The sequence below is a fragment of the Fibrella aquatica genome, assembly GCF_041321135.1.
Classification (GTDB): domain Bacteria; phylum Bacteroidota; class Bacteroidia; order Cytophagales; family Spirosomataceae; genus Fibrella; species Fibrella aquatica.
In genome coordinates, this window is sequence record NZ_JBGGWF010000006.1 from 121,727 (window position 1) to 140,921 (window position 19,195).

Genomic DNA, 19,195 nt, shown 5'->3' on the forward strand with positions numbered 1-19,195 from the left:
AACTCAAAATAGTAAACTCAAAAAAATGATTTCCCCCGACGATGTTCGCCGCAAAGCCACCCGCTGGTGGACCAACGGCTCGTTACTCCGCGCCACCCTCGACGGAGCGGTTGTCACGTTCTTCCCGAAAGCGATTTCGCAGATTGGCCTCGACCGCGCCGCCGACCGGCTCATTCGCTATGCGGCCATCGCCCGTGAACAGGAAGCCCTGCGGCAGCAATCGAAGACAATGCTGGGCTATGGCTATTCGCTGGAGTGGACCGTACTGAACAGCCGTCAGGTTGGCTCAAACGCCTACATTACTGGCATCAGCATCGACACGCTGGCCGATTGCCTGGCCCTGATTGGTCAGACCGAGGCATATACCCGTTTTGTGGCCCTTGCCGATCAGACTAGCCGACACGTACCTGAACTCATCCCCTGGGTACGTACCTGGCCGCTCCGCCTGCTCGACAACGCCAACGACTGGCCCCATTGGCTGGCTATCTGCCGTTTTTTCATCGACGACTACGTACCTGACCGCTATTATGTCCGTCAGTTGCCGCTACCTGTACACACAAAGTTCATCGAAGATCGCAGCAGCCTGTTACTCGACTTGCTGACAACCGCCAAACCCGACCTCCGGCAACGCGAACACACCGACTGGCGGCGGCGTATCGGTCTGTTAGTGCCCGAACCGCTGATTCGCGTCCGGGCGTTAGATGAGATGCTACGGCTAGCCGGTCAGCAACCCGATTTCGGACTACCGCTCTCGGCTTTCGACACGTACCTGCAAACCGTACAGGTGAACAATGGTCCACAGATCTTCATCTGCGAAAACCTGCTGAATTTCCTGACCTTACCTCCTCAACCCAATGCGCTGGCCATCTGGTCGGGTGGTGGTTTTAATATCGACTGCCTCGCCAACGTACCTACGCTGCAACAGCTACCCATCCGCTATTGGGGCGACCTCGACGCGCACGGTTTCCAGATCCTGAATCAGTGCCGGGGCTACTTCCCCCACACTCAATCCCTCCTGATGGATCAACCCACCTTCGACCACCACGCCCAGCTAATAACCCCCGGCGAACCCACGCGCGCAGCCGACTTACCACACCTGACAGATGAGGAGCGGGCACTGTTTTTCCTGCTGAAAGAAAACAACTGGCGCATCGAACAGGAACGGCTGGATGAGGCGTGGGTAAAATCTTATGCTATACAGTACGTTTGACTCGCCGTTTAATTTTAACTTCTTCGGCTGGCTTTCTATATTTCAAGGGCAAGCTATTATTATCTAAAATCAGTATTTTAATAAGATCTTCCTTATTTTTTACGTGTTTATGCGCGTTTTTTATTTCTGCTAATTGCTGTTTAGTAAATACAAGCTGAACTTGTGTTTCCCAAATCAGGCGAGTGCGCCGTTTGCCAGGCTTTAAGTCATTTTTAAGTTCAAACCCAGAATAAGTATTATAAGAAATATCTTTGTTACCATTCACAAGAATTAGCTGTTGGACACCATAATTCTCAGTTAGAATATAATCACCATCGGCCGCCGGGAACGTCGCTTTCTCTAACCACTCTTTGTGGGCTTGTTCTCGTATAGGCCGCTCAATATCTTCACGAATCTTATATTCCCGCATAGATTCCGTTTCAAAATAGGGGATTTCGATGGGAATTTCCTTGCCACGTAAGGCATGTTGCAACAACGTCGAGATCCAGTCATAGTGCGTTGCTACTTCTTCTTCTTTATGTTGAATCTTATAAAAGCTCACAAACTGATAGCTCCACGGATCGAAATTCATAGCGTAACCCATTTCATCTTCAAGTAAAAAATATATACGGTAATATTCTTTCCCAAAAACGGTTTCAACCGAATTTTTTAGTGATATTTTTTTACTTTATCGGTATTTTTTGATACAAAATCGATACAGGTGAGTACTTTATCAAAAACTTCGTAAGTCTGCATGGTTGGAGTATGATGTGTCGGCGCTATTTAACAAGTTTGGTATTCAGGAGCTTTTGCGAAAAGCACAGGCAATAAAGCCACTTTTTCAAGTATGTCCGAGCCGCTCAATCAATTAGGAAGCTTTTTCGTCGTCGCTGGTTTGTCTACTTTTGAGAAGCAACAACCTAGCTCATTAAGCTGTTATAGCGACACCCGTTTATTAAAGAAAACCGGTAAAACCGAAACTGGTATTACTTTTGCCCTGTAAACGCTGCAAGCTATTCTTTCTATGACCCCTTTCGCCCAAGCAACTGACCATCAACTGAATGACCAGATGAGAGCTTGGTTCGATAGTTTCATGAACCACCTCCGGGTAGATCGCATGTCGCTTGAGACCAATACAGCTACTACCGAAAAACAGGGGTTTTACCAGCGCATGGCTACTGCCAACGCGGCAGATCTTGCACTCACATCACGTACCCAGAGCTCGCAGTATTTTCTGAGCCGATTGATTCTGGACTATGTCGAGGAATTGAAGCAACGGCATATCGAGCCACATCAATTGGCTATGGACTTCTCAGACGCCAGTGTCTTGGTGTGGGCTGAGATTGAGGATGACGACGAGCCAATGGAGGATCAGCTTCGGTTGGCTCAGGCCAAAATCAACGCGCAATACAGCCAATTTGGGTTTTACCTATCGTCAACGATTGTCGAGAAAAGCGACTGCCTGTCTATTCCATCTCATTATCAATCTATTATTAAGTAGGCAGTTCTGTGGCGAGTTTTCAGGAACACATTGCTCAGGCGAACCGAAATCTGACCTTTCTGGAGCAATCGAATCAACTAGCCGGTTCGTTTTGGGATTGGCAAGTGACCGCCGCATTTTACGTTGGCGTCCACTTAATTAACGCTCATCTAGCCCAGAAATCAGGTCTTAGTTTTCGCTCTCATCAACAGGTAGACGAGGCAATCAACCCTTTCAATCAACTATCTGTTACAAAGCTATCTGAGTCAAATTACCTGGCTTATGACAAATTGCAGGGCTTGGCCCGTCGTGCTCGCTACTTGTGTAATGAAGACCGAAGCAACAAGGCCACAACAGTTCATTTTACCTACGACAAGCACTTTGCCCGTGCTGTCCGTAATCTGGACGCTCTAATTGAATTTATTGAGACAGAGTATAAGGTCAAGCTAAAACGCGTTTCGCTGCGTTGCCTTGAATTGAAACAAAGTGCCTTAAAGCATGTGACAGTCATTTAACGATACGGTCGCAATCAGCACACGAAAATGCCCCACTTTATCGGCGGGGCATTTTTTGTGATCAGCGGACTAGCTCCATCAAATCTTTGTCGTTGACCTCTTTACGGATGTCGGCCATGTCGAGGAAGCGGGTGTAGATGGTGTCGAGGGTGGGTTTGTCGTAACGGTAGCCCAGCAGCTCGAGGCGGTGAAGCCAAAGCTGACGACCTGAGCGGGCCGTCAGCTTTGGCTTCACCGCCTACTGCTTCACGTTTAAACGCATCAATCTCTATCTTGCAATCATTAGTGGCGTTTTTTACGTTGTGGATTAAACAGATTAATTCTTGCCCGTATGTACGATCTAGTTGATTTTGTGCAGGAGATTGCCCCGGTACGTTCAGAAACGGCAACGGATGTACTTGCCCATAACCGCCTGAAACTGATTGGCATTGCCGCTTATAAGCAGCTCTCGGATAATTGGGATGACGATGGAGCGGTTGCTCCTACGCATCAGACCGTGTTGGCGGCCTTCGATATAGCACTACTACTCACGGTAGCAGAGCAGCCTATTTACCATACTACACCTGGGCCAACGGGTGAGATTATGCTTAACCTGAGAAACGGAGCCAAATCGGTTGAGCTACTGATTTATCCCGGAGATCGCCGCAAGTTTGTTTGTATTAGCCCGAACGAAGTCCCACAGCAAGGGCTACTGACCCCCGATTCACTGCATAAAACGCTACTGTGGCTGAACCAGTAGTCTTATCGACTCGATGAATAATACCCCCGTCATTGATAATGAAGATTTGTATCGAAGTATCTACCGTACGCCCTGGCATAAGTACGTTGACCCAGACGGTCGACCTACGTCGCGTAATTTCAAGCTAAGGCCTAAAGATGAGGGTAGGTTATCTGTTGATGCCGCTAGCCTGACCACGCCGGAACGCTCTGTTCGTGATCTAAGTAAGTTTGCTCTAGCTTCTATTTCTGCTGAAAGTGTATCAACTATTGGCCTCTCTACATTCTATGATCCCTGTACGTTAGCTGAACACGGTTTTGACAACCCAGCCCATGCCTATATATGGGGTATGGATGAGGACGATGATATCATGCCTGCTCTTTTGGCCCAGAAAGCAACGATTGCTTTGAAATAAGGCTTTAAAAAAAAAAGCCCCGCTGTTGTAGCGGGGCATGTTTTGTGTGCTAGCGGACTAGCTCCATCAAATCTTTATCGTTGACCTCTTTACGGATATCGGCCATGTCGAGGAAGCGGGTGTAGATGGTGTCGAGGGTGGGTTTGTCATAGCGATAGCCCAGCAACTCGAGGCGGTGACGGAGCGCGTGGCGACCTGAACGGGCGGTCAGGATGATCAGCGACTTATCGACGCCCACGTCGAGCGGGTTCATGATCTCGTAGTTTTCCGTGTGCTTCAGGTGACCGTCCTGGTGAATGCCCGATGAGTGGGCGAAGGCGTTGCGGCCTACGATGGCTTTGTTGGCCTGTACCGGCATCCGCATCAGGCCCGATACCAGTTGGCTCACCGGATATAGACGCGTAGTGTCAATACCGGTTTCGAAGCCAAGCTCTTTATGCACTTTCATGGCCATCACCACTTCTTCGAGCGAGGTGTTACCCGCCCGTTCGCCGATGCCGTTGATGGTACATTCGATTTGCCGTGCCCCGCCCATGATGCCGGCCAGCGAGTTAGCCGTGGCCAGGCCCAGATCGTTGTGGCAGTGAATCGAGATCGTGGCTTTATCGACGTTGGGTACGTTGTTGTAGATGTACTTGATCTTGTCGCCGTACTCAGTCGGTAAGCAATAGCCGGTGGTATCGGGAATATTGACGACCGTTGCACCAGCGTTGATAACAGCTTCGGTGAGGCGGCAGAGGAAATCCAGATCGGCCCGGCCAGCGTCTTCGGCGTAGAATTCTACATCATCGACGTACCCACGGGCGTGTTTAACGGCCTTTACCGCCTGTTCCAGAATGGCTTCGCGGGTACTGCTGAATTTGTTCCGTATGTGAATGTCAGACGCTCCAATACCCGTATGGATACGCCCACGTTTGGCATATTTAAGCGCCTCACCAGCGGCATCGATATCGCCAACAACGGCCCGCGACAAGGCGCAAACGGTTGGGTTGGTCACGGCTTTCGAAATCTCAACCACCGACCGAAAATCGCCGGGGCTCGATACGGGGAATCCAGCTTCAATTACGTCAACACCCAGTAGCTCCAGTTGAACAGCTACCTGTACTTTTTCGTCGGTAGTTAGCTGACAGCCAGGCACTTGTTCGCCGTCGCGAAGGGTAGTATCGAAGATGTAAATCCGGTTGCTCATGGTCAAAATCAGGCGGAAAGTTTGTAGCGAAATTTCGCTATATGCGTTATTTCACTACAAAAATAACCAGATTTTGATTCTTACACTGATAAACAGAAAGAATTTTTGGGCCACTACGCTGGTCGACATTTGCAATGTCGACCCTGCTAAAAGTGCGTTTGTACCGCGTCAGGCAGTAATTGCTTACGCCTGATGCGCGTTACAAACGCGCGGTTAATAGGGTCAAGATTTGAAATCTTGACCAGCACAGTTTCAAATCTTGACCAGCACAGTAGTATTCTTAACCTACACCAAATGCGACAGCACCTGCTCACCCATGGCGAAGGTGCTTAGTAGTTTGTCGGCGGCGGTGTCGGCATTGGCGATGTCGCGGGTGCGGTAGCCATCTTTCAGCACGGCATCCACGGCGGCAATAACGGCTTCTGATTCGGCCTTCATGCCAAATGAAATGTCGAGCAACAATGCCACCGACAGCACCGACGCCAGCGGATTCGCTACGCCCATACCTGTAATGTCGTGCGCTGAACCGTGGATTGGCTCGTATACACCTGTGCTATCGCCCACCGATGCGGAGGCAAGCATACCCATCGAACCGGCGATTTGCGAGGCTTCGTCGGTCAGGATATCGCCGAAGAGGTTACCCGTTACGACCACATCGAACCGGGTTGGATCTTTGATAAGCAACATCGCCGCCGAGTCGACGAACTGATGCTCTGTCTCCACATCCGGATAGCGAAGGGCTACTTCCTGCACCACTTCACGCCATAGTCGGCTGCTTTCCAACACGTTCGCTTTGTCGACGCTCATCAGTTTACCGCGACGGGTGCGGGCGGCTTCGTAGGCTTTCACGGCAATGCGTTCTACTTCGTAACGCTGGTATACCATCAGATCAGAAGCCGTGTTGCGGTCATCCGAGCGCTTTTTTTCGCCGAAATACACGTCGCCGGTCAGTTCGCGGAAGAACAGAATATCGGCACCGCGCAGAATCTCCGGCTTGATGCTCGACGCTTCCAGCAGTTCATCGAACAGTTTGATGGGGCGCAGGTTGGCATACAGGCCCAGTTCCTTACGCATCTGCAACAGCCCCTGCTCGGGACGTACCTTAGCCGACGGGTCGTTGTCGTATTTAGGGTGACCTACCGCGCCAAACAGAACGGCATCGGCCGCGCGCATTTTGGTCAGCGTTTCGGCGGGCAGTGGAAGGCCGGTGGCTTCGATCGCTACGTGGCCAATCAGGGCTTCGTCGTAGGTGAATTCGTGGTTGAACCTCTTGGCGATCGCCTCTAATACCTGCTTGCCGACAGTAGTCACTTCGGCCCCAATGCCATCACCTGGCACAACAAGAATGTGTTTTTTTGACATGTGTAAAGTGATAGTACGCGGATTTAAGGGATTTAAAATGATTGACACAGATTTTTAGATTTAGGCGGATTCTCTCGCCTAAAGCAGAGCAAATCCATTTAAACCTAAAAATCTGTGTCAATCATTTTAAATCCTCTAAATCCGCGTACCATGTTCATTCTAAAGTATTCAACATTTTTTGGGTTGCCTTGATGGCTGACACGGTTTGGTCAGAGTCGAGGCCCCGGGTTTTAAATTCGTTGGTTGCCGATTTCCAGGTGATGATCGTTTCACACAGGGCATCGGTTCGGCCGCCGGTTGGAATCCGTACGGCATAGTCAGTGAGCATGGGCAGCACCATTTTCTTACGACTGTAGATGATCTTCAGCGCATTCATGAAGGCGTCGTATTGCCCGTCGCCTTGTGCGTTCTCTTCAAATTGCTCGTCGTCGATACGTACCCGAAGCGTGGCCGATGGCTTCAAATCCTTGGAGTGGGTCAGCACGTAATTCAGCACCTCCACCCGCGAGGCAATAGCGCTGGTGTTCAACACGTCGGCGATGACGTAGGGCAAATCTTCCCGTGTGACGGTCTCTTTCTGGTCGCCCAACTCGATCACGCGCTGCGTTACTTTCTTCAGATCGTCTTCCGACAGTTGAATACCGAGTTCGCGCAGGTTGTTCTCAATATTGGCTTTACCCGACATTTTACCCAGCGCGTAGCTCCGTTTTCGACCAAAGCGCTCTGGCAGTAACGCGTTGAAATACAGGTTGTTCTTTTTATCGCCGTCGGCATGAATACCGGCGGTTTGCGTGAAGACATTATCGCCAACAACAGGCTTGTTGTCCGGGATACGAAGCCCCGAAAACGTTTCGACAATCTTGCTGACCTGATACAGCGACTTCTCAACGACGCCCATACGCACCTGCGGCATGAAATCACGGATAACCGCCAACGTGCTTGCTAGTGGCGCGTTGCCCGCCCGTTCGCCCAGCCCATTAACGGTCAGGTGAATACCGTGCGCCCCCGCCCGAATGGCCTCCATCACGTTGGCAACGCCAAGGTCATAGTCGTTATGCGCGTGGAAATCGAAGTGGAGCGTGGGGTACCGGGTCACCAGCTGATGCACAAACGTGTAGCTCTCGGCGGGCGTCATCACACCCAGCGTATCGGGTAGCAACACGCGGCGAATGGGCTGACTCTGAATGAAATCCAGGTATTGCAATACGTACTCGGGCGAGTTGCGCATGCCGTTACTCCAGTCTTCCAGATACACGTTTACCTGAATGCCAAGTGCCTGTGCATCAGCGATCACTTGCTGAATATCGGCAAAATGGCAGTCGGGCGTTTTTTTGAGCTGGTGGGTCAGGTGGTTGAGTGAGCCTTTGGTCAACAGGTTCATCACCTTCGCGCCCGATGCCTTCATCCAGTCGAGTGAGGCCTGTCCGTCTACGAACGTAAGCACCTCCACTTTCTCGAGTAAACCGGCTCCGGTAGCCCAGCGGGTTATCTGCTTCACGGCCTCCAGTTCACCCGCCGACACCCGCGCCGATGCCACCTCAACCCGGTCTACCTTGACCTCGGTGAGGAGCAACTGCGCCAGCGCCAGTTTTTCGGACGCTGAAAACGACACACCGCTGGTTTGTTCACCATCGCGGAGCGTCGTATCCATAACTTCAATGTAGCGACGTTTCATGGGGAATACCCTCACCCCCAACCCCTCTCCCACGTTGGGAGAGGGGAGCTACTCTACAGCAGCTTCGCTAATCAGCAGAGCTACGCTAAAGCGACTCCCCTCTCCCAACGTGGGAGAGGGGCTGGGGGTGAGGGCCTTTAAAATGGCCTTGTTTCGGCGAAGGCTTCGATTTCAGGTTTCATCGACAGCAGGTAGTCGATGTCGTCGTAGCCGTTGGTGAGGTTATCTTTCTTGTAGCTGTTGATGGCAAAGGATTCACTCTCGCCGGTGGCCAGAATGGTGATGGTCTGCGCGGGCAGATTCACTTCCAGTTCCGTGTTTGCATCGGCGTCAATAGCAGTGAAGATTTTCTCCAGAAATTCAGGGCTCACCTGCACCGGTAAAATGCCGATATTCAGGGCGTTACCTTTGAAAATGTCAGCAAAAAAGCTTGATACTACGCAACGGAAACCGTAATCGTAAATAGCCCAGGCAGCGTGCTCCCGGCTCGATCCGCTACCGAAGTTCTTGCCACCCACCAGGATTTTTCCCGAGTAGGTTGGGTTGTTAAGGACGAAATCGGCTTTGGGCGTATTGTCGTTGTTGTACCGCCAGTCGCGGAAGAGGTTGTCGCCAAATCCTTTACGCTCAGTAGCTTTCAGGAAACGGGCGGGAATAATCTGATCCGTATCCACGTTCTCGATCGGCATCGGAACGGCACTGCTACGGAGTATGGTAAATTTATCGTAAGCCATGGGGAAATGTCATTTGTTGTCATTATGCTGCGCTGTCATTAAGTAGTCATTTGTGGTCACTAGGTAGTCATTTATTGTTTTTTACAACGAATGACAATCAATGACCACTAATGACAGCGCAGCATAATGACGTTTAAATAAATTCTCTTGGATCAGTTACTACGCCTGTCACGGCGGCGGCGGCGGCTACCAGGGGACTGGCGAGCAGCGTGCGGGCGCCGGGGCCCTGACGGCCTTCGAAGTTGCGGTTAGAGGTCGATACGGCGTATTTACCGGCGGGAACCTTATCGTCGTTCATGGCGAGACAAGCCGAGCAGCCAGGCTGACGAAGGGCAAAACCCGCTTCGGTCAAAATATCCAGAATGCCTTCCTGTTTGATCTGCGCCTCCACGATGTGCGAACCCGGAACCAGCCAGGCGGTTACGTTATCGGCTTTTTTGCGGCCTTTCACGATCGAGGCAAACGCCCGGAAATCTTCGATACGGCCGTTGGTGCAGCTTCCCAGGAACACAAAGTCGATGGGTTTGCCAATCATGGATTCGTTTTCGGCGAAGCCCATGTAAGCCAGTGATTTCTGGTAGCTGGCATCGCCGTCCTGCTGATCGGCGGCTAATGGAATCTGTTTGGTTACGCCCGTGCCCATACCGGGGTTTGTACCGTAGGTGATCTGCGGCTCAATATCGGCGGCGTTGAAAGTTAGGTCGTTATCAAACGTAGCGCCTTCGTCGGTCTTCAGCGATTCCCAGTACGGAACCAGCTTATCCCAGGCCTCGCCTTTCGGAGCCAGATCACGACCGTTCAGGTACGTTAGCGTGGTAGCGTCGGGGGCAATCATGCCACCGCGCGCGCCCATCTCGATGCTCATGTTGCAGACCGTCATGCGGCCTTCCATGCTCATGTTGCGGAACACGTCGCCAGCATACTCAACGAAATAGCCGGTGGCACCACTCGCCGAAATCTGGGCAATAATGTACAGAGCCACGTCTTTCGGCAACACGCCTTTACCCAGCGTACCGTTCACCGAAATCCGCATTTTTTTGGGCTTGGGCTGCATGATACACTGCGTAGCCAAAACCATCTCTACTTCCGACGTACCGATACCGAACGCAATGGCACCAAACGCGCCGTGAGTTGAGGTATGTGAGTCGCCGCAAACGATGGTCATGCCGGGCAGGGTTATGCCATTTTCGGGACCTACCACGTGTACAATCCCGTTTTTCGGGTTGCCCAGACCCCAGTGTGAGATATGGTATTTTGCACTATTCCGCTCCAGCGCATCCAATTGGTTGGCCGACAGCGGATCAGCGACCGGCAGGTGCTGATTGATGGTGGGCGTGTTGTGGTCGGCCGTAGCGTAGGTACGTTCCGAATACAGAACCGGCGCGTTACGGCCTTCAAGGCCCAGAAACGCCACCGGACTGGTTACTTCGTGGATGAAATGGCGGTCGATAAAAAACACGTCGGGACCATCTTCGATGTGCCGGATGACATGCGCATCCCATACTTTATCAAATAGTGTTTTTGGGGTACTCATAACTGTAGCGGAGAACTTAATACGTACCTGCAAAAGTGGCAGGTCGCCAAGAACTACGCATCACGCCATCCGTCCAGTAAATAGCGATTTTAGTTCAAAAGGCAGCAATGAGTGTAAAACTGCATAACGTGTCTAAGCGTAAGGTGTGTACTAATGGATCACAATTTTACGACAACAATGGATTATACGATAACGACTTATACCGGCACTGCCTATTAGGTACTGTATGGCTGACATATCGCAAACAGTATATCTAATTTGTATTATAAAATCCAATAATATATTTTACTTGTATTAAATTCTTGCCTATCTTGTTTGCCCAATAAACAACAAGTAACGAATGGACAACAATGCTCGCCTACTTAAGCCGGAGGTACTTCTACGCTTTGTCTGCTATACTAGCTTAGACCCTAAAGAGGCCATTCATATAAAGCCCGACATCTGGGCAGACAAGGAATCGGCCCTTGGTGGTGACTATAGTTATGGCGCTGAATTTAAGGTGACCTCACTTGTTAATTCCGATTATTCGGGCCACTATGTAGTGGTGTCTCCACCCGCCGTACGACAGATTCCGCACCCCAAAGGCAACAACCGCACAATACCCCTGGTAACAGTCTGCATAGCCCGTAAGGAGGCATGGCCCCAGCTAGAACCACTGGCAATTAGTGGGTTAGATAAGTCAATTTTGTCGTTGAACTAGGCGAGTACGGCCGCTAACTATCAACGTCACTATTTGTACTTACTATCTATTATCCGCTTCTCTTCATCCATATACGCTTTTACCAGTTTCATGATTTCTGGTTGATACTTCGTCATGGATTGCGTCATGATCTCCTGCGAGATTGTAGGCGTTTTATCGATCAATTTTTTACCAGCTGGTGATTGGTAGAATGTACAGAAAGCCTCGATCTCGGCGGCTGTGAAATACCGATCGTAGACCTCCACCATATCTTCGTTGATCAGTTTCAAGGTGTTGCTTTTCGATACACTGATCATCTTCTGAATAAACTCATCCTGCCTCTTAAGCATAGCTGAATCGACCGGCATAGCAGCGCTGTCTACGCCCATTTGCTTTGCCATTCCCGATCCCATCTTTGTCATGTTTCGCATCATATTCACCGACGCGTCCATCTGTTTGAGCATCAGTGAGTCTTGCTTCATCAGCGAAAAGAGGTACTTAATCCGGGTTCGTTTCTCGGCGTTCTGCGCCTGTGTGTGGAATAATAAACCAAGAAGAAAAACAGTCGTAAAAATGAGCGATTTCATTGCGGAAAATGTGGTTTGACTTAAAAGTAACCAATATCCGAATCAGTACGATATGATAAGTATACTTTTCTCGCTACTACAAATAAGCTCACCTCGTACTAGTATGCTGATAGTCAGCCAGCCCACTCACATCGAATAGTTACAGAGCGTAGTTTATTTCACTGACGTGATTCCACTTCCTCAATGCTAGCTGACCTGCCTTCAAATCTTGGCTGAAAGTCCTCTTTTTCAGTAAAATAGGTTAGCCCGATGACAAGTCCTATGGTGCTGACAAACGTAATTTTCTGCATGATTGGCAGATAAGAACGGTAATCGCCGGATCCATACAGATACAGGGTGGCGTAGAAAATAAGGAGCCAAACGACACACAGAAATTTGAGCAGGTGCAGCCTTGACTTAATGATGAAAACGGTGATGTAAAAGAAGCTAATCAGAAATAAGGTGCTTGCTATCGTGATCATCAGATCGTGTAGCGGACTTGCAATCAGGCTGGTGAACAACATGCTCGTGACGCCGACATACCTAATGACGTTGGCCGCTCCCTTCGCCGGTATTTTCCCGGCGAAATCGACGAAGAAATGGGCGAAACTCAACGCCAGGAAAACCATAGCGCCAAGCGCCCAACCACGAGCCGCGTTAGCCGATCCGTTCACCGCCTTCTCACCAAAAAGGTTACTGATGTAATTCGTTTTCCAGTTGTAGCCAATAGAGTGGCTATCTGCCTGTGAGCCACCTGGATAGTGCCAGGCAGCTACAAGAAAGAGAGTTATTGAAAAGAGTATTCCAAGTAAAACAAGCTGCTTTCGGTACATACGTAATAGCTTTGACAACTATAAACAGCGCATTCCTGCAAACTTTACTCTTAGGCCGCAACCAGAGCTCACTTCGGCGTAAAATTGAATTTTTGTTTAGAAGCCAAAAGAGGCTTCGGGTAAGCGATTTTCCGTGCGACCCATATACATAACACTTTCACCAATAGGCGTGTAGACGCTTCTACAGCTTTGCGTTGAGGTGCATCGTTTGCGAGGCTAGTTTTCCGCCAATGACCAGATCAATTGCGGTGTTTAGGGTTAGTGCCCGTTTATCCGCCGAAAATTGTCCGTTACCCCGTAATACGCCTTCGTACGTAACCCCATTCACCTCAATTTTCTGTATTGACTTAACCAGCGTGAAGGCAATATCGCTGGTGAGGTCGGCTTCATAGGCAACGATATGGTCAGGAATAGTCTGGGTAATCGACAGCTTAGTTGCCTCGACTGAATTAACGGTAAGCGTGCCGTTTACTACCTGAGTGGTTGTTTGTCCATCAAACAGGGTGACAAATTGGGCCGTGCCAGTATACACGCCTGATATGGAAGGAGGGACTTCTGGTTTTTTTGACGTACAGGAAACCAGCATGAACAAGCTCAAAAGGTGGCTGAGATACTGCTTCATGAACCGTAGGATGACAGGGCGCTACTCGACCTTAACGCCGACAACAGCCCGCTTCGGTGTAGACCCATATTGTTGTTTATATGCCTTGATAAAGTGCGACACGCTTTCGTAGCCAATCTCCATGCTTACCTCCGAGACGTTCTTGTCGGTGTTACGGAGCAGAAAATGGGCGTGTTCGAGGCGTTTACGGCGAATCCAGTGGCCGGGTGACGTATGAAAATGCTCCTCAAAATCGCGTTTAAAAGCAGACAGGCTTCGGCCCGAAATTCGCGCCAGTTCACCCATAGACAGGGGTTTGAGCAGGTACGTGCTCATCAGATAATCGAGATCAGTTTTTTGTCCCTGATACAGGTGCCAGAGAATGGTGCGAAGCTGTCCCGTTGTGTCGAGTTCGAACAGATGAAGAAGCAGCTCCTGGAATTTGAGTCGAAGTAGTTCGTTGAGGTACGGCGTGCGCGACCCGAAATAGGGCAGCAGCGACTGAATGAAGTTGGTGAACGTACCTGGAATAGACGTACCTGACGAAGCAAACGACAGAATCGCTGCTTCAGGCAATGGTTCAAAACCTGTCTGAGCGCGTTGAAACAAGCTAAGATGCTGACTAACAAACTCTTTCAGCAGCCGCTCATTCACAAAAAACACCAGGCTCCGGTAATTCACGTCGATGGATTCGTTCATGGAGTAGCAACCCCGCTGAAAGAACAGAATGTCGCCTTTCCTGACATGTAGCTCCTGCGTAGGTGAGCTGAATTTCTTCTCCCCTTCCAGCACCACAACCACAGCATGTTCCTCAAAGAAAATCTCGTTCCGCTCGGGATACACATCACTCCGATACGCTACAAACGTCATCTCCGAATCATCGGACCGTGCCGCATCAGACCCATCCGAGTCAGGTCGTTGAATAGTCAGCGACTGAAATTGATGGGGCTGTATCGATGAGGGAACGCGTAGCATGTCGGTTAAAGCTTGCCTGATTCTTGCTCAATAATGACATCAATCCATTCCTTATTCGGCGCTGTTTCTTTCTGTATCGCGTCCCACATCAGGAAATAATCGATACCCCAATAATGATGGATAAGTTTGTCCCACATACCAGCAAATCCCTGCCAGTCGAACTCAAGATGAGTATACCGTATCTCATCAGGAACGTTTTTGCAAGCTTCACCTATGATCTCAAAGCTTCTGATGAATGCCTTAGATAGAAAGGGGTGGTCCACAAACTCCTCATACGTAACTCCTTCTGAGTATTTCAGAATGTACGCTAATTCACTTTGAATATGCTGGAGGAATTCAGTAGTTGATGGGCGCATAGTCTATTTCTTTTTCGGCCACCTGTTTTACAAACGAGGCCATGCCCTCCCACGTAAGTAACTCTACTTCCCGCCCCATCACTTTCTCCAGATAGTAAACCATATTGATGAAATTACGGAATGTCTTTTTGCCTTCCTGAAACTCCACCACAAAGTCAATGTCACTCGTATCCGTTTGTTCTCCGCGCACAAACGACCCAAATAGTCCCAGCCGGGCCGCGCCAAACTGCTTCAACGCCGATTGATGCGACTGAATGCGCTCGAAGGCTTGCTCTTTATTTTGAACGGCAGTTATCATGAGTGTCTCGTTTCGCAAGATAGCTATTCAGTAGGTCAGCTAACTGACTGTGAGTTAAGCAAAACGTGCTTGGTAAAAGGCCGTCCCACCCCTTGCTTATAGATCTGTTTAAGGCTCTACGTTTTTTGTGAGTTGGTATTTCTGACTGGAATTTGAATGAAACTCGCTTAGTCAATAAACTACGCCCTACGCCAAATTCCTCAACATCAGACCAGGGTATAAAATACGAGTTGGTTAACGAATTGATCTTAAAACCAGCATCCGACAAGTTTAAGCGGGGAAACCGGGCAAAAAACACGATCGTCTGGACAATCAGAGCAAGACCAAAAAATAGGGCTAAAGCCCAGCCAAATCTATCACCTCCTCTACTTATACTATCTATGCCTTTAGCAATAAAGCCGATACAAGCCAGAAGTAGTGGAATTGATTTCCAGCGGTTAGGATACAATGTGTGTTCCATCAAATCAAGAACTCGAACAGAGTGGGCTTATCGTTGATGTACTCGAACTGAATTTTGGCTTCTTTCATGCGTTCGATCAGCGGATCGAAATCGGCTTTGCTTTTTAGCTCGATACCCACCAGCGCTGAGCCTCGCTCGCGGTTTGTTTTCTTGGCGTAGTCAAACAGTGTGATATCGTCGTTAGGCCCTAGAGCAAGTTCCAGAAAATCGCGGAAAGCACCAGCACGTTGCGGAAACCGGATGATGAAGTAGTGCTTCAGCCCTTCATACAGCAATGATCGTTCCTTAATTTCTTCGGTTCGCGTGATGTCGTTGTTGCCACCACCAACCAGGCAAACCACGTTTTTACCCTTTATCTCGTCTTTTATCAGATCCAGCGCGGCAATGGTTAGGGCCCCGGCAGGTTCAGCTACGATCGCCTCTTCGTTGTACAGTTCCAGAATGGTGGTGCAGACTTTCCCTTCCGGCACGAGAATAACCCGATCGAGGTTGTGTCGGCAGATTTCGAAGGTGGTATCCCCCACGCGCTTCACGGCGGCTCCATCCACAAACTTATCGATCTTGTCGAGCGTAACCACGTGCCCCTCTTCCATCGCCACTTTCATCGATGGCGACCCAAGCGGTTCAACGCCAATGAGTTTTGTTTTCGGGCTTAGCTGTTTGAATACTGTTGAGACACCCGAAGCCAGTCCGCCCCCGCCAATGGCCATTAGCAGGTAATCGATCTTGAAATTGGAATCTTTAAAAATTTCGAGCCCAACCGTACCCTGTCCTTCCATAACCAGCACATCGTCGAAGGGGTGTACGAAGGTGCTGTCGTGAGTTTGCACGTATTCGGTGGCAGCGTAGAAGGCATCGTCGTAAGTGTCGCCGATCAGCACCACATTGACGAACTCTTTGCCGAACAGTTTCACCTGCTTCACCTTCTGGTTGGGCGTGGTGGTCGGCATAAAAATGGTGCCTTTCACCGCCATTTTACGACAGGCGTAGGCCAGGCCCTGCGCGTGGTTACCCGCGCTGGCACACACAACGCCTTTCGCCAGTTCCTCGGCCGAGAGGCTGGCCATTTTGTTATAGGCCCCCCGAATCTTGTACGACCGCACCACCTGTAAATCTTCCCGCTTCAGGAAAATAGTGGCTCCATACCGTTCCGACAGGTTCAGGTTCTCCTGTAACGGAGTGTGGAAGGCAACACCTCTTAACCGTTCGGCGGCTAAATAGATGTTATCTAAATCGGGGATCAAAATGTCATTAGTTGTCATGAAGTGGTCATTTATTGTCATTAGGTCGCTCTAAGCTGACCACCACGTTTATTTTCCGTCGTCGGTGGTATTAAGCGCATTATCATCCCATTTTATTGAGATCCTGTTTGCCTGATAGCTGGATTCCGGCTCTCCAACCATATTCTGTGCAGCTATAGTCTTTTTACCCAATGCTTTCAAGTAGTTGTTAAGCTTGACGCCAAGCACATTTATGTCACGATCAAACTGCGTATAGACCTCCTCCGTAATTAATTGTCTTCGCCTTGCTTTATCTAGCCACGTTCTGGTTTCCAATAGTGAACCACGAGCAATATAACAGAAGTGGATATTTTCTTTAAAATGATAACGCCCAAACCCTTCACTAAGGTTTGCCGCCACAGAGTCGGCCGAGCGCACAACCTGTTTGCCAACCATATTTCTGGCAAATAAATCCCACTTGGCAACAGCTGCCCAAACCTGTTCGCCCATCACCATTGCCAACTGATAAACTTGCAAGTCGTTAATACCCATAAATAAAAAGAGTCATTAGGCTGCGCCGTCATTAAGTAGTCATTAGGCTACGCCGTCATTAGGTAATCATTCTTTGTCATCGATTGTAAAGTAACAACTAACGACTATAAATGACTACTTAATGACGGCGAAGCCCAATGACTACCCAATGACGGCGCAGCCTAATGACTACTTAATGACCGGTACGCCGGAGCGGGCGCAGCCTAATGACGTTTCTAACCTAGCTACGCTCTGGACGCAGGTTACGTACGGCGGCACCAGCCTGCCACATTTCTGATTCGCGCAGCTCGGCCAGTTCTACTTCGAGTTTCTCGCGGTAGTCGGGCTGAGAGTTGCGGGTGATGCTGATTTCGGCCTGCTCCTGGGTTTTCACCGAGTTGTACAGTTGCTCGAAAACTGGCTTGGTGGCATCGCGGAATGGCTTCCACCAGTCGAGGGCACCGCGCTGAGCCGTGGTCGAACAGTTAGCATACATCCAGTCCATGCCGTTTTCGGCAACGAGTGGCATCAGCGATTGCGTCAGTTCTTCAACCGTTTCATTGAAGGCTTCGGATGGGCTGTGGCCGTTGGCGCGCAGCACTTCGTACTGAGCCGCGAAGATGCCCTGAATGGCACCCATCAACGTACCCCGCTCGCCGGTCAGGTCAGACGTTACTTCTTTGTAGAAATCAGTTTCGAACAGGTAGCCCGAGCCTACGCCGATACCCATAGCGATACACTTGTTGCGGGCATTTCCGCTGGCATCCTGATACACGGCGAAACTTGAGTTCAGGCCTTTCCCTTCCACGAACAAACGACGCAGCGACGTACCTGAACCTTTTGGTGCCACCAGGAATACATCGACATCAGCAGGAGGAACAATGCCGGTTTTCTCTTTATACGTCACGCCGAAACCGTGCGAGAAGTACAGTGATTTGCCAGGAACAAGTGCGGCTTTCACCGTTGGCCATAGTTCGATTTGGGCGGCATCTGACAGCAGGAAACAGATGATCGTTCCTTTTTCGAGGGCTTCTTCGATCTCGAACAGGGTTTCGCCGGGAACCCAGCCGTCAGCCACTGCTTTGTCGAAGGTTTTGCCTTTACGCTGACCAACAATCACATTGAAGCCATTTTCGCGCATATTTAGTGACTGGCCCGGGCCCTGTACACCGTAGCCGATAACGGCGATTGTTTCGTTTTTGAGTGTTTCGAGGGCGGTCTCGAGCGGAAACTCTTCGCGGGTTACAACATTCTCGACTGTTCCGCCGAAGTTAATCTGTGCCATTCTGGTACTGTATTTAGATTGTAAAAATTAGTAGTGGTTTCAATTTATAAGTAATACGCCCAATCCGCTTCGGGCAGGTATTCAACAAGACCTTTCTCCGTTTTACCAACGGCCACGCGACCCGACCGAACAAACTCCAGAATATCGTATTGACGCAGGTACTCGAAGAAGGCAAAAATCTCCGTTTCATTACCGGTTTTCTCGATCACCACGTAATCAAGGCCCCAATACACGACCCAGGCCTTGTGCTGCTTGTTGATCGTTTCCACATCGAGCGGTTTGCTACCCAGCGGCGTAGAAATTTTAAATAGAGCGATTTCGTTGAACACGATCTCGTCGTTGAGGTAGCCAAACACGGCTAGCACCTCCACGATCTTCCGGATCTGCCGCACGATCTTCTCTACCTCATCGCGCGACTCGTGCCGGATCACAATGGTAAAGCGCGACACGCCTTTCCGCTCGGTTTCCGACACCGTCAGGCTCTCGATATTGATTCGCCGCCGGGTAAAAATGATCGTAATCCGGTTTAACAACCCAATGGTGTTGCCCGTGAATATGCAAATGGTGTAAGTCGTCATTG

At 49.9% G+C, this 19,195-nt stretch carries 24 protein-coding genes; 7 read left to right on the forward strand and 17 right to left on the reverse strand.

Features of this window, described 5'->3' with window-relative positions:
- Positions 1-25: 25 nt before the first annotated feature.
- Positions 26-1,210 (forward strand): Wadjet anti-phage system protein JetD domain-containing protein, encoded by a 1,185-nt coding sequence (locus ACAW87_RS15600; protein ID WP_370724480.1) that lies wholly within the window; start codon positions 26-28, stop codon positions 1,208-1,210.
- On the opposite strand, the gene ACAW87_RS15605 is transcribed toward ACAW87_RS15600, so the two are convergent.
- Positions 1,194-1,781 carry a hypothetical protein gene (locus tag ACAW87_RS15605; RefSeq protein ID WP_370724482.1) on the reverse strand — a complete coding sequence of 196 codons (588 nt, stop codon included), beginning with the start codon at positions 1,779-1,781 and terminating at the stop codon, positions 1,194-1,196. The genes ACAW87_RS15600 and ACAW87_RS15605 overlap by 17 nt on opposite strands.
- A 255-nt stretch (positions 1,782-2,036) precedes the next feature.
- On the opposite strand from ACAW87_RS15605, the gene ACAW87_RS15610 reads away from it, so the two are divergent.
- The 3 genes from ACAW87_RS15610 (at position 2,037) to ACAW87_RS15620 (ending at position 3,184) form a co-directional block, all read left to right on the forward strand.
- The gene (locus ACAW87_RS15610) at positions 2,037-2,192 is read left to right on the forward strand and encodes a hypothetical protein (RefSeq protein ID WP_370724483.1); all 156 of its coding nucleotides are present in this window, start codon (positions 2,037-2,039) and stop codon (positions 2,190-2,192) included.
- A 66-nt stretch (positions 2,193-2,258) separates the two neighbouring features.
- Positions 2,259-2,690, forward strand: coding sequence for a hypothetical protein (locus tag ACAW87_RS15615; RefSeq protein ID WP_370724485.1), 432 nt, complete (start codon positions 2,259-2,261; stop codon positions 2,688-2,690).
- 8 nt (positions 2,691-2,698) lie between these two features.
- The gene (locus tag ACAW87_RS15620; protein WP_370724487.1) at positions 2,699-3,184 is read left to right on the forward strand and encodes a hypothetical protein; all 486 of its coding nucleotides are present in this window, start codon (positions 2,699-2,701) and stop codon (positions 3,182-3,184) included.
- Between the two features lie 61 nt (positions 3,185-3,245).
- Here ACAW87_RS15620 and ACAW87_RS15625 read toward each other — a convergent pair whose 3' ends face one another.
- Positions 3,246-3,419 carry a hypothetical protein gene (locus ACAW87_RS15625; protein WP_441656228.1) on the reverse strand — a complete coding sequence of 58 codons (174 nt, stop codon included), beginning with the start codon at positions 3,417-3,419 and terminating at the stop codon, positions 3,246-3,248.
- A gap of 96 nt (positions 3,420-3,515) precedes the next feature.
- Between ACAW87_RS15625 and ACAW87_RS15630 the strand changes: the two genes are divergently transcribed.
- Positions 3,516-3,923 carry a hypothetical protein gene (locus ACAW87_RS15630; RefSeq protein WP_370724488.1) on the forward strand — a complete coding sequence of 136 codons (408 nt, stop codon included), beginning with the start codon at positions 3,516-3,518 and terminating at the stop codon, positions 3,921-3,923.
- A gap of 13 nt (positions 3,924-3,936) precedes the next feature.
- The gene (locus ACAW87_RS15635) at positions 3,937-4,317 is read left to right on the forward strand and encodes a hypothetical protein (RefSeq protein WP_370724490.1); all 381 of its coding nucleotides are present in this window, start codon (positions 3,937-3,939) and stop codon (positions 4,315-4,317) included.
- Between the two features lie 49 nt (positions 4,318-4,366).
- On the opposite strand, the gene ACAW87_RS15640 is transcribed toward ACAW87_RS15635, so the two are convergent.
- From ACAW87_RS15640 to leuC, 5 genes are all read right to left on the reverse strand, one after another.
- Positions 4,367-5,506, reverse strand: a complete 1,140-nt coding sequence (locus ACAW87_RS15640) for a 2-isopropylmalate synthase (RefSeq protein WP_370724492.1) — start codon at positions 5,504-5,506, stop codon at positions 4,367-4,369.
- Positions 5,507-5,791: 285 nt separating this feature from the next.
- A complete protein-coding gene (gene leuB, locus ACAW87_RS15645; protein WP_370724494.1) occupies positions 5,792-6,868 on the reverse strand; it encodes a 3-isopropylmalate dehydrogenase in 1,077 nt (358 codons plus the stop codon).
- A gap of 154 nt (positions 6,869-7,022) precedes the next feature.
- Positions 7,023-8,543 (reverse strand): hydroxymethylglutaryl-CoA lyase-like TIM-barrel protein, encoded by a 1,521-nt coding sequence (locus ACAW87_RS15650; RefSeq protein ID WP_370724495.1) that lies wholly within the window; start codon positions 8,541-8,543, stop codon positions 7,023-7,025.
- A gap of 137 nt (positions 8,544-8,680) precedes the next feature.
- Positions 8,681-9,277: a 3-isopropylmalate dehydratase small subunit gene (leuD, locus tag ACAW87_RS15655; RefSeq protein WP_370724497.1), complete on the reverse strand. Its 597-nt coding sequence runs from the start codon at positions 9,275-9,277 to the stop codon at positions 8,681-8,683.
- Between the two features lie 133 nt (positions 9,278-9,410).
- On the reverse strand, positions 9,411-10,811 hold the full coding sequence (leuC, locus tag ACAW87_RS15660) for a 3-isopropylmalate dehydratase large subunit (protein ID WP_370724499.1): 1,401 nt from the start codon (positions 10,809-10,811) through the stop codon (positions 9,411-9,413).
- 340 nt (positions 10,812-11,151) lie between these two features.
- Here leuC and ACAW87_RS15665 point away from each other — a divergent pair, with 340 nt between their 5' ends.
- The gene (locus tag ACAW87_RS15665; RefSeq protein WP_370724501.1) at positions 11,152-11,511 is read left to right on the forward strand and encodes a hypothetical protein; all 360 of its coding nucleotides are present in this window, start codon (positions 11,152-11,154) and stop codon (positions 11,509-11,511) included.
- 29 nt (positions 11,512-11,540) lie between these two features.
- Here the strand turns inward: ACAW87_RS15665 and ACAW87_RS15670 are convergent, their stop codons facing one another.
- The 10 genes from ACAW87_RS15670 to ilvN form a co-directional block, all read right to left on the reverse strand.
- Positions 11,541-12,077 carry a DUF2059 domain-containing protein gene (locus tag ACAW87_RS15670; RefSeq protein ID WP_370724502.1) on the reverse strand — a complete coding sequence of 179 codons (537 nt, stop codon included), beginning with the start codon at positions 12,075-12,077 and terminating at the stop codon, positions 11,541-11,543.
- A gap of 158 nt (positions 12,078-12,235) precedes the next feature.
- Entirely contained in the window at positions 12,236-12,889 is a 654-nt protein-coding gene (locus tag ACAW87_RS15675) for a hypothetical protein (protein WP_370724504.1), read from the reverse strand.
- Positions 12,890-13,070: 181 nt separating this feature from the next.
- On the reverse strand, positions 13,071-13,511 hold the full coding sequence (locus tag ACAW87_RS15680; protein WP_370724505.1) for a hypothetical protein: 441 nt from the start codon (positions 13,509-13,511) through the stop codon (positions 13,071-13,073).
- A 21-nt stretch (positions 13,512-13,532) separates the two neighbouring features.
- Positions 13,533-14,465, reverse strand: coding sequence for a helix-turn-helix transcriptional regulator (locus ACAW87_RS15685; protein ID WP_370724507.1), 933 nt, complete (start codon positions 14,463-14,465; stop codon positions 13,533-13,535).
- Between the two features lie 5 nt (positions 14,466-14,470).
- Positions 14,471-14,821, reverse strand: coding sequence for a HepT-like ribonuclease domain-containing protein (locus ACAW87_RS15690; protein WP_370724509.1), 351 nt, complete (start codon positions 14,819-14,821; stop codon positions 14,471-14,473).
- The gene (locus ACAW87_RS15695) at positions 14,802-15,119 is read right to left on the reverse strand and encodes a nucleotidyltransferase family protein (RefSeq protein ID WP_370724511.1); all 318 of its coding nucleotides are present in this window, start codon (positions 15,117-15,119) and stop codon (positions 14,802-14,804) included. Before ACAW87_RS15695 ends, ACAW87_RS15690 begins: the two co-directional genes overlap by 20 nt.
- A gap of 459 nt (positions 15,120-15,578) precedes the next feature.
- Positions 15,579-16,841, reverse strand: coding sequence for a threonine ammonia-lyase (ilvA, locus tag ACAW87_RS15700; RefSeq protein ID WP_370724513.1), 1,263 nt, complete (start codon positions 16,839-16,841; stop codon positions 15,579-15,581).
- 48 nt (positions 16,842-16,889) lie between these two features.
- Complete coding sequence (locus tag ACAW87_RS15705; protein WP_370724515.1) at positions 16,890-17,351, reverse strand: four helix bundle protein; 462 nt, start codon at positions 17,349-17,351, stop codon at positions 16,890-16,892.
- A 220-nt stretch (positions 17,352-17,571) separates the two neighbouring features.
- Complete coding sequence (gene ilvC / locus ACAW87_RS15710) at positions 17,572-18,615, reverse strand: ketol-acid reductoisomerase (protein WP_370724517.1); 1,044 nt, start codon at positions 18,613-18,615, stop codon at positions 17,572-17,574.
- Positions 18,616-18,659: 44 nt separating this feature from the next.
- Positions 18,660-19,193 (reverse strand): acetolactate synthase small subunit, encoded by a 534-nt coding sequence (ilvN, locus tag ACAW87_RS15715; RefSeq protein ID WP_370724519.1) that lies wholly within the window; start codon positions 19,191-19,193, stop codon positions 18,660-18,662.
- Positions 19,194-19,195: the final 2 nt, after the last annotated feature.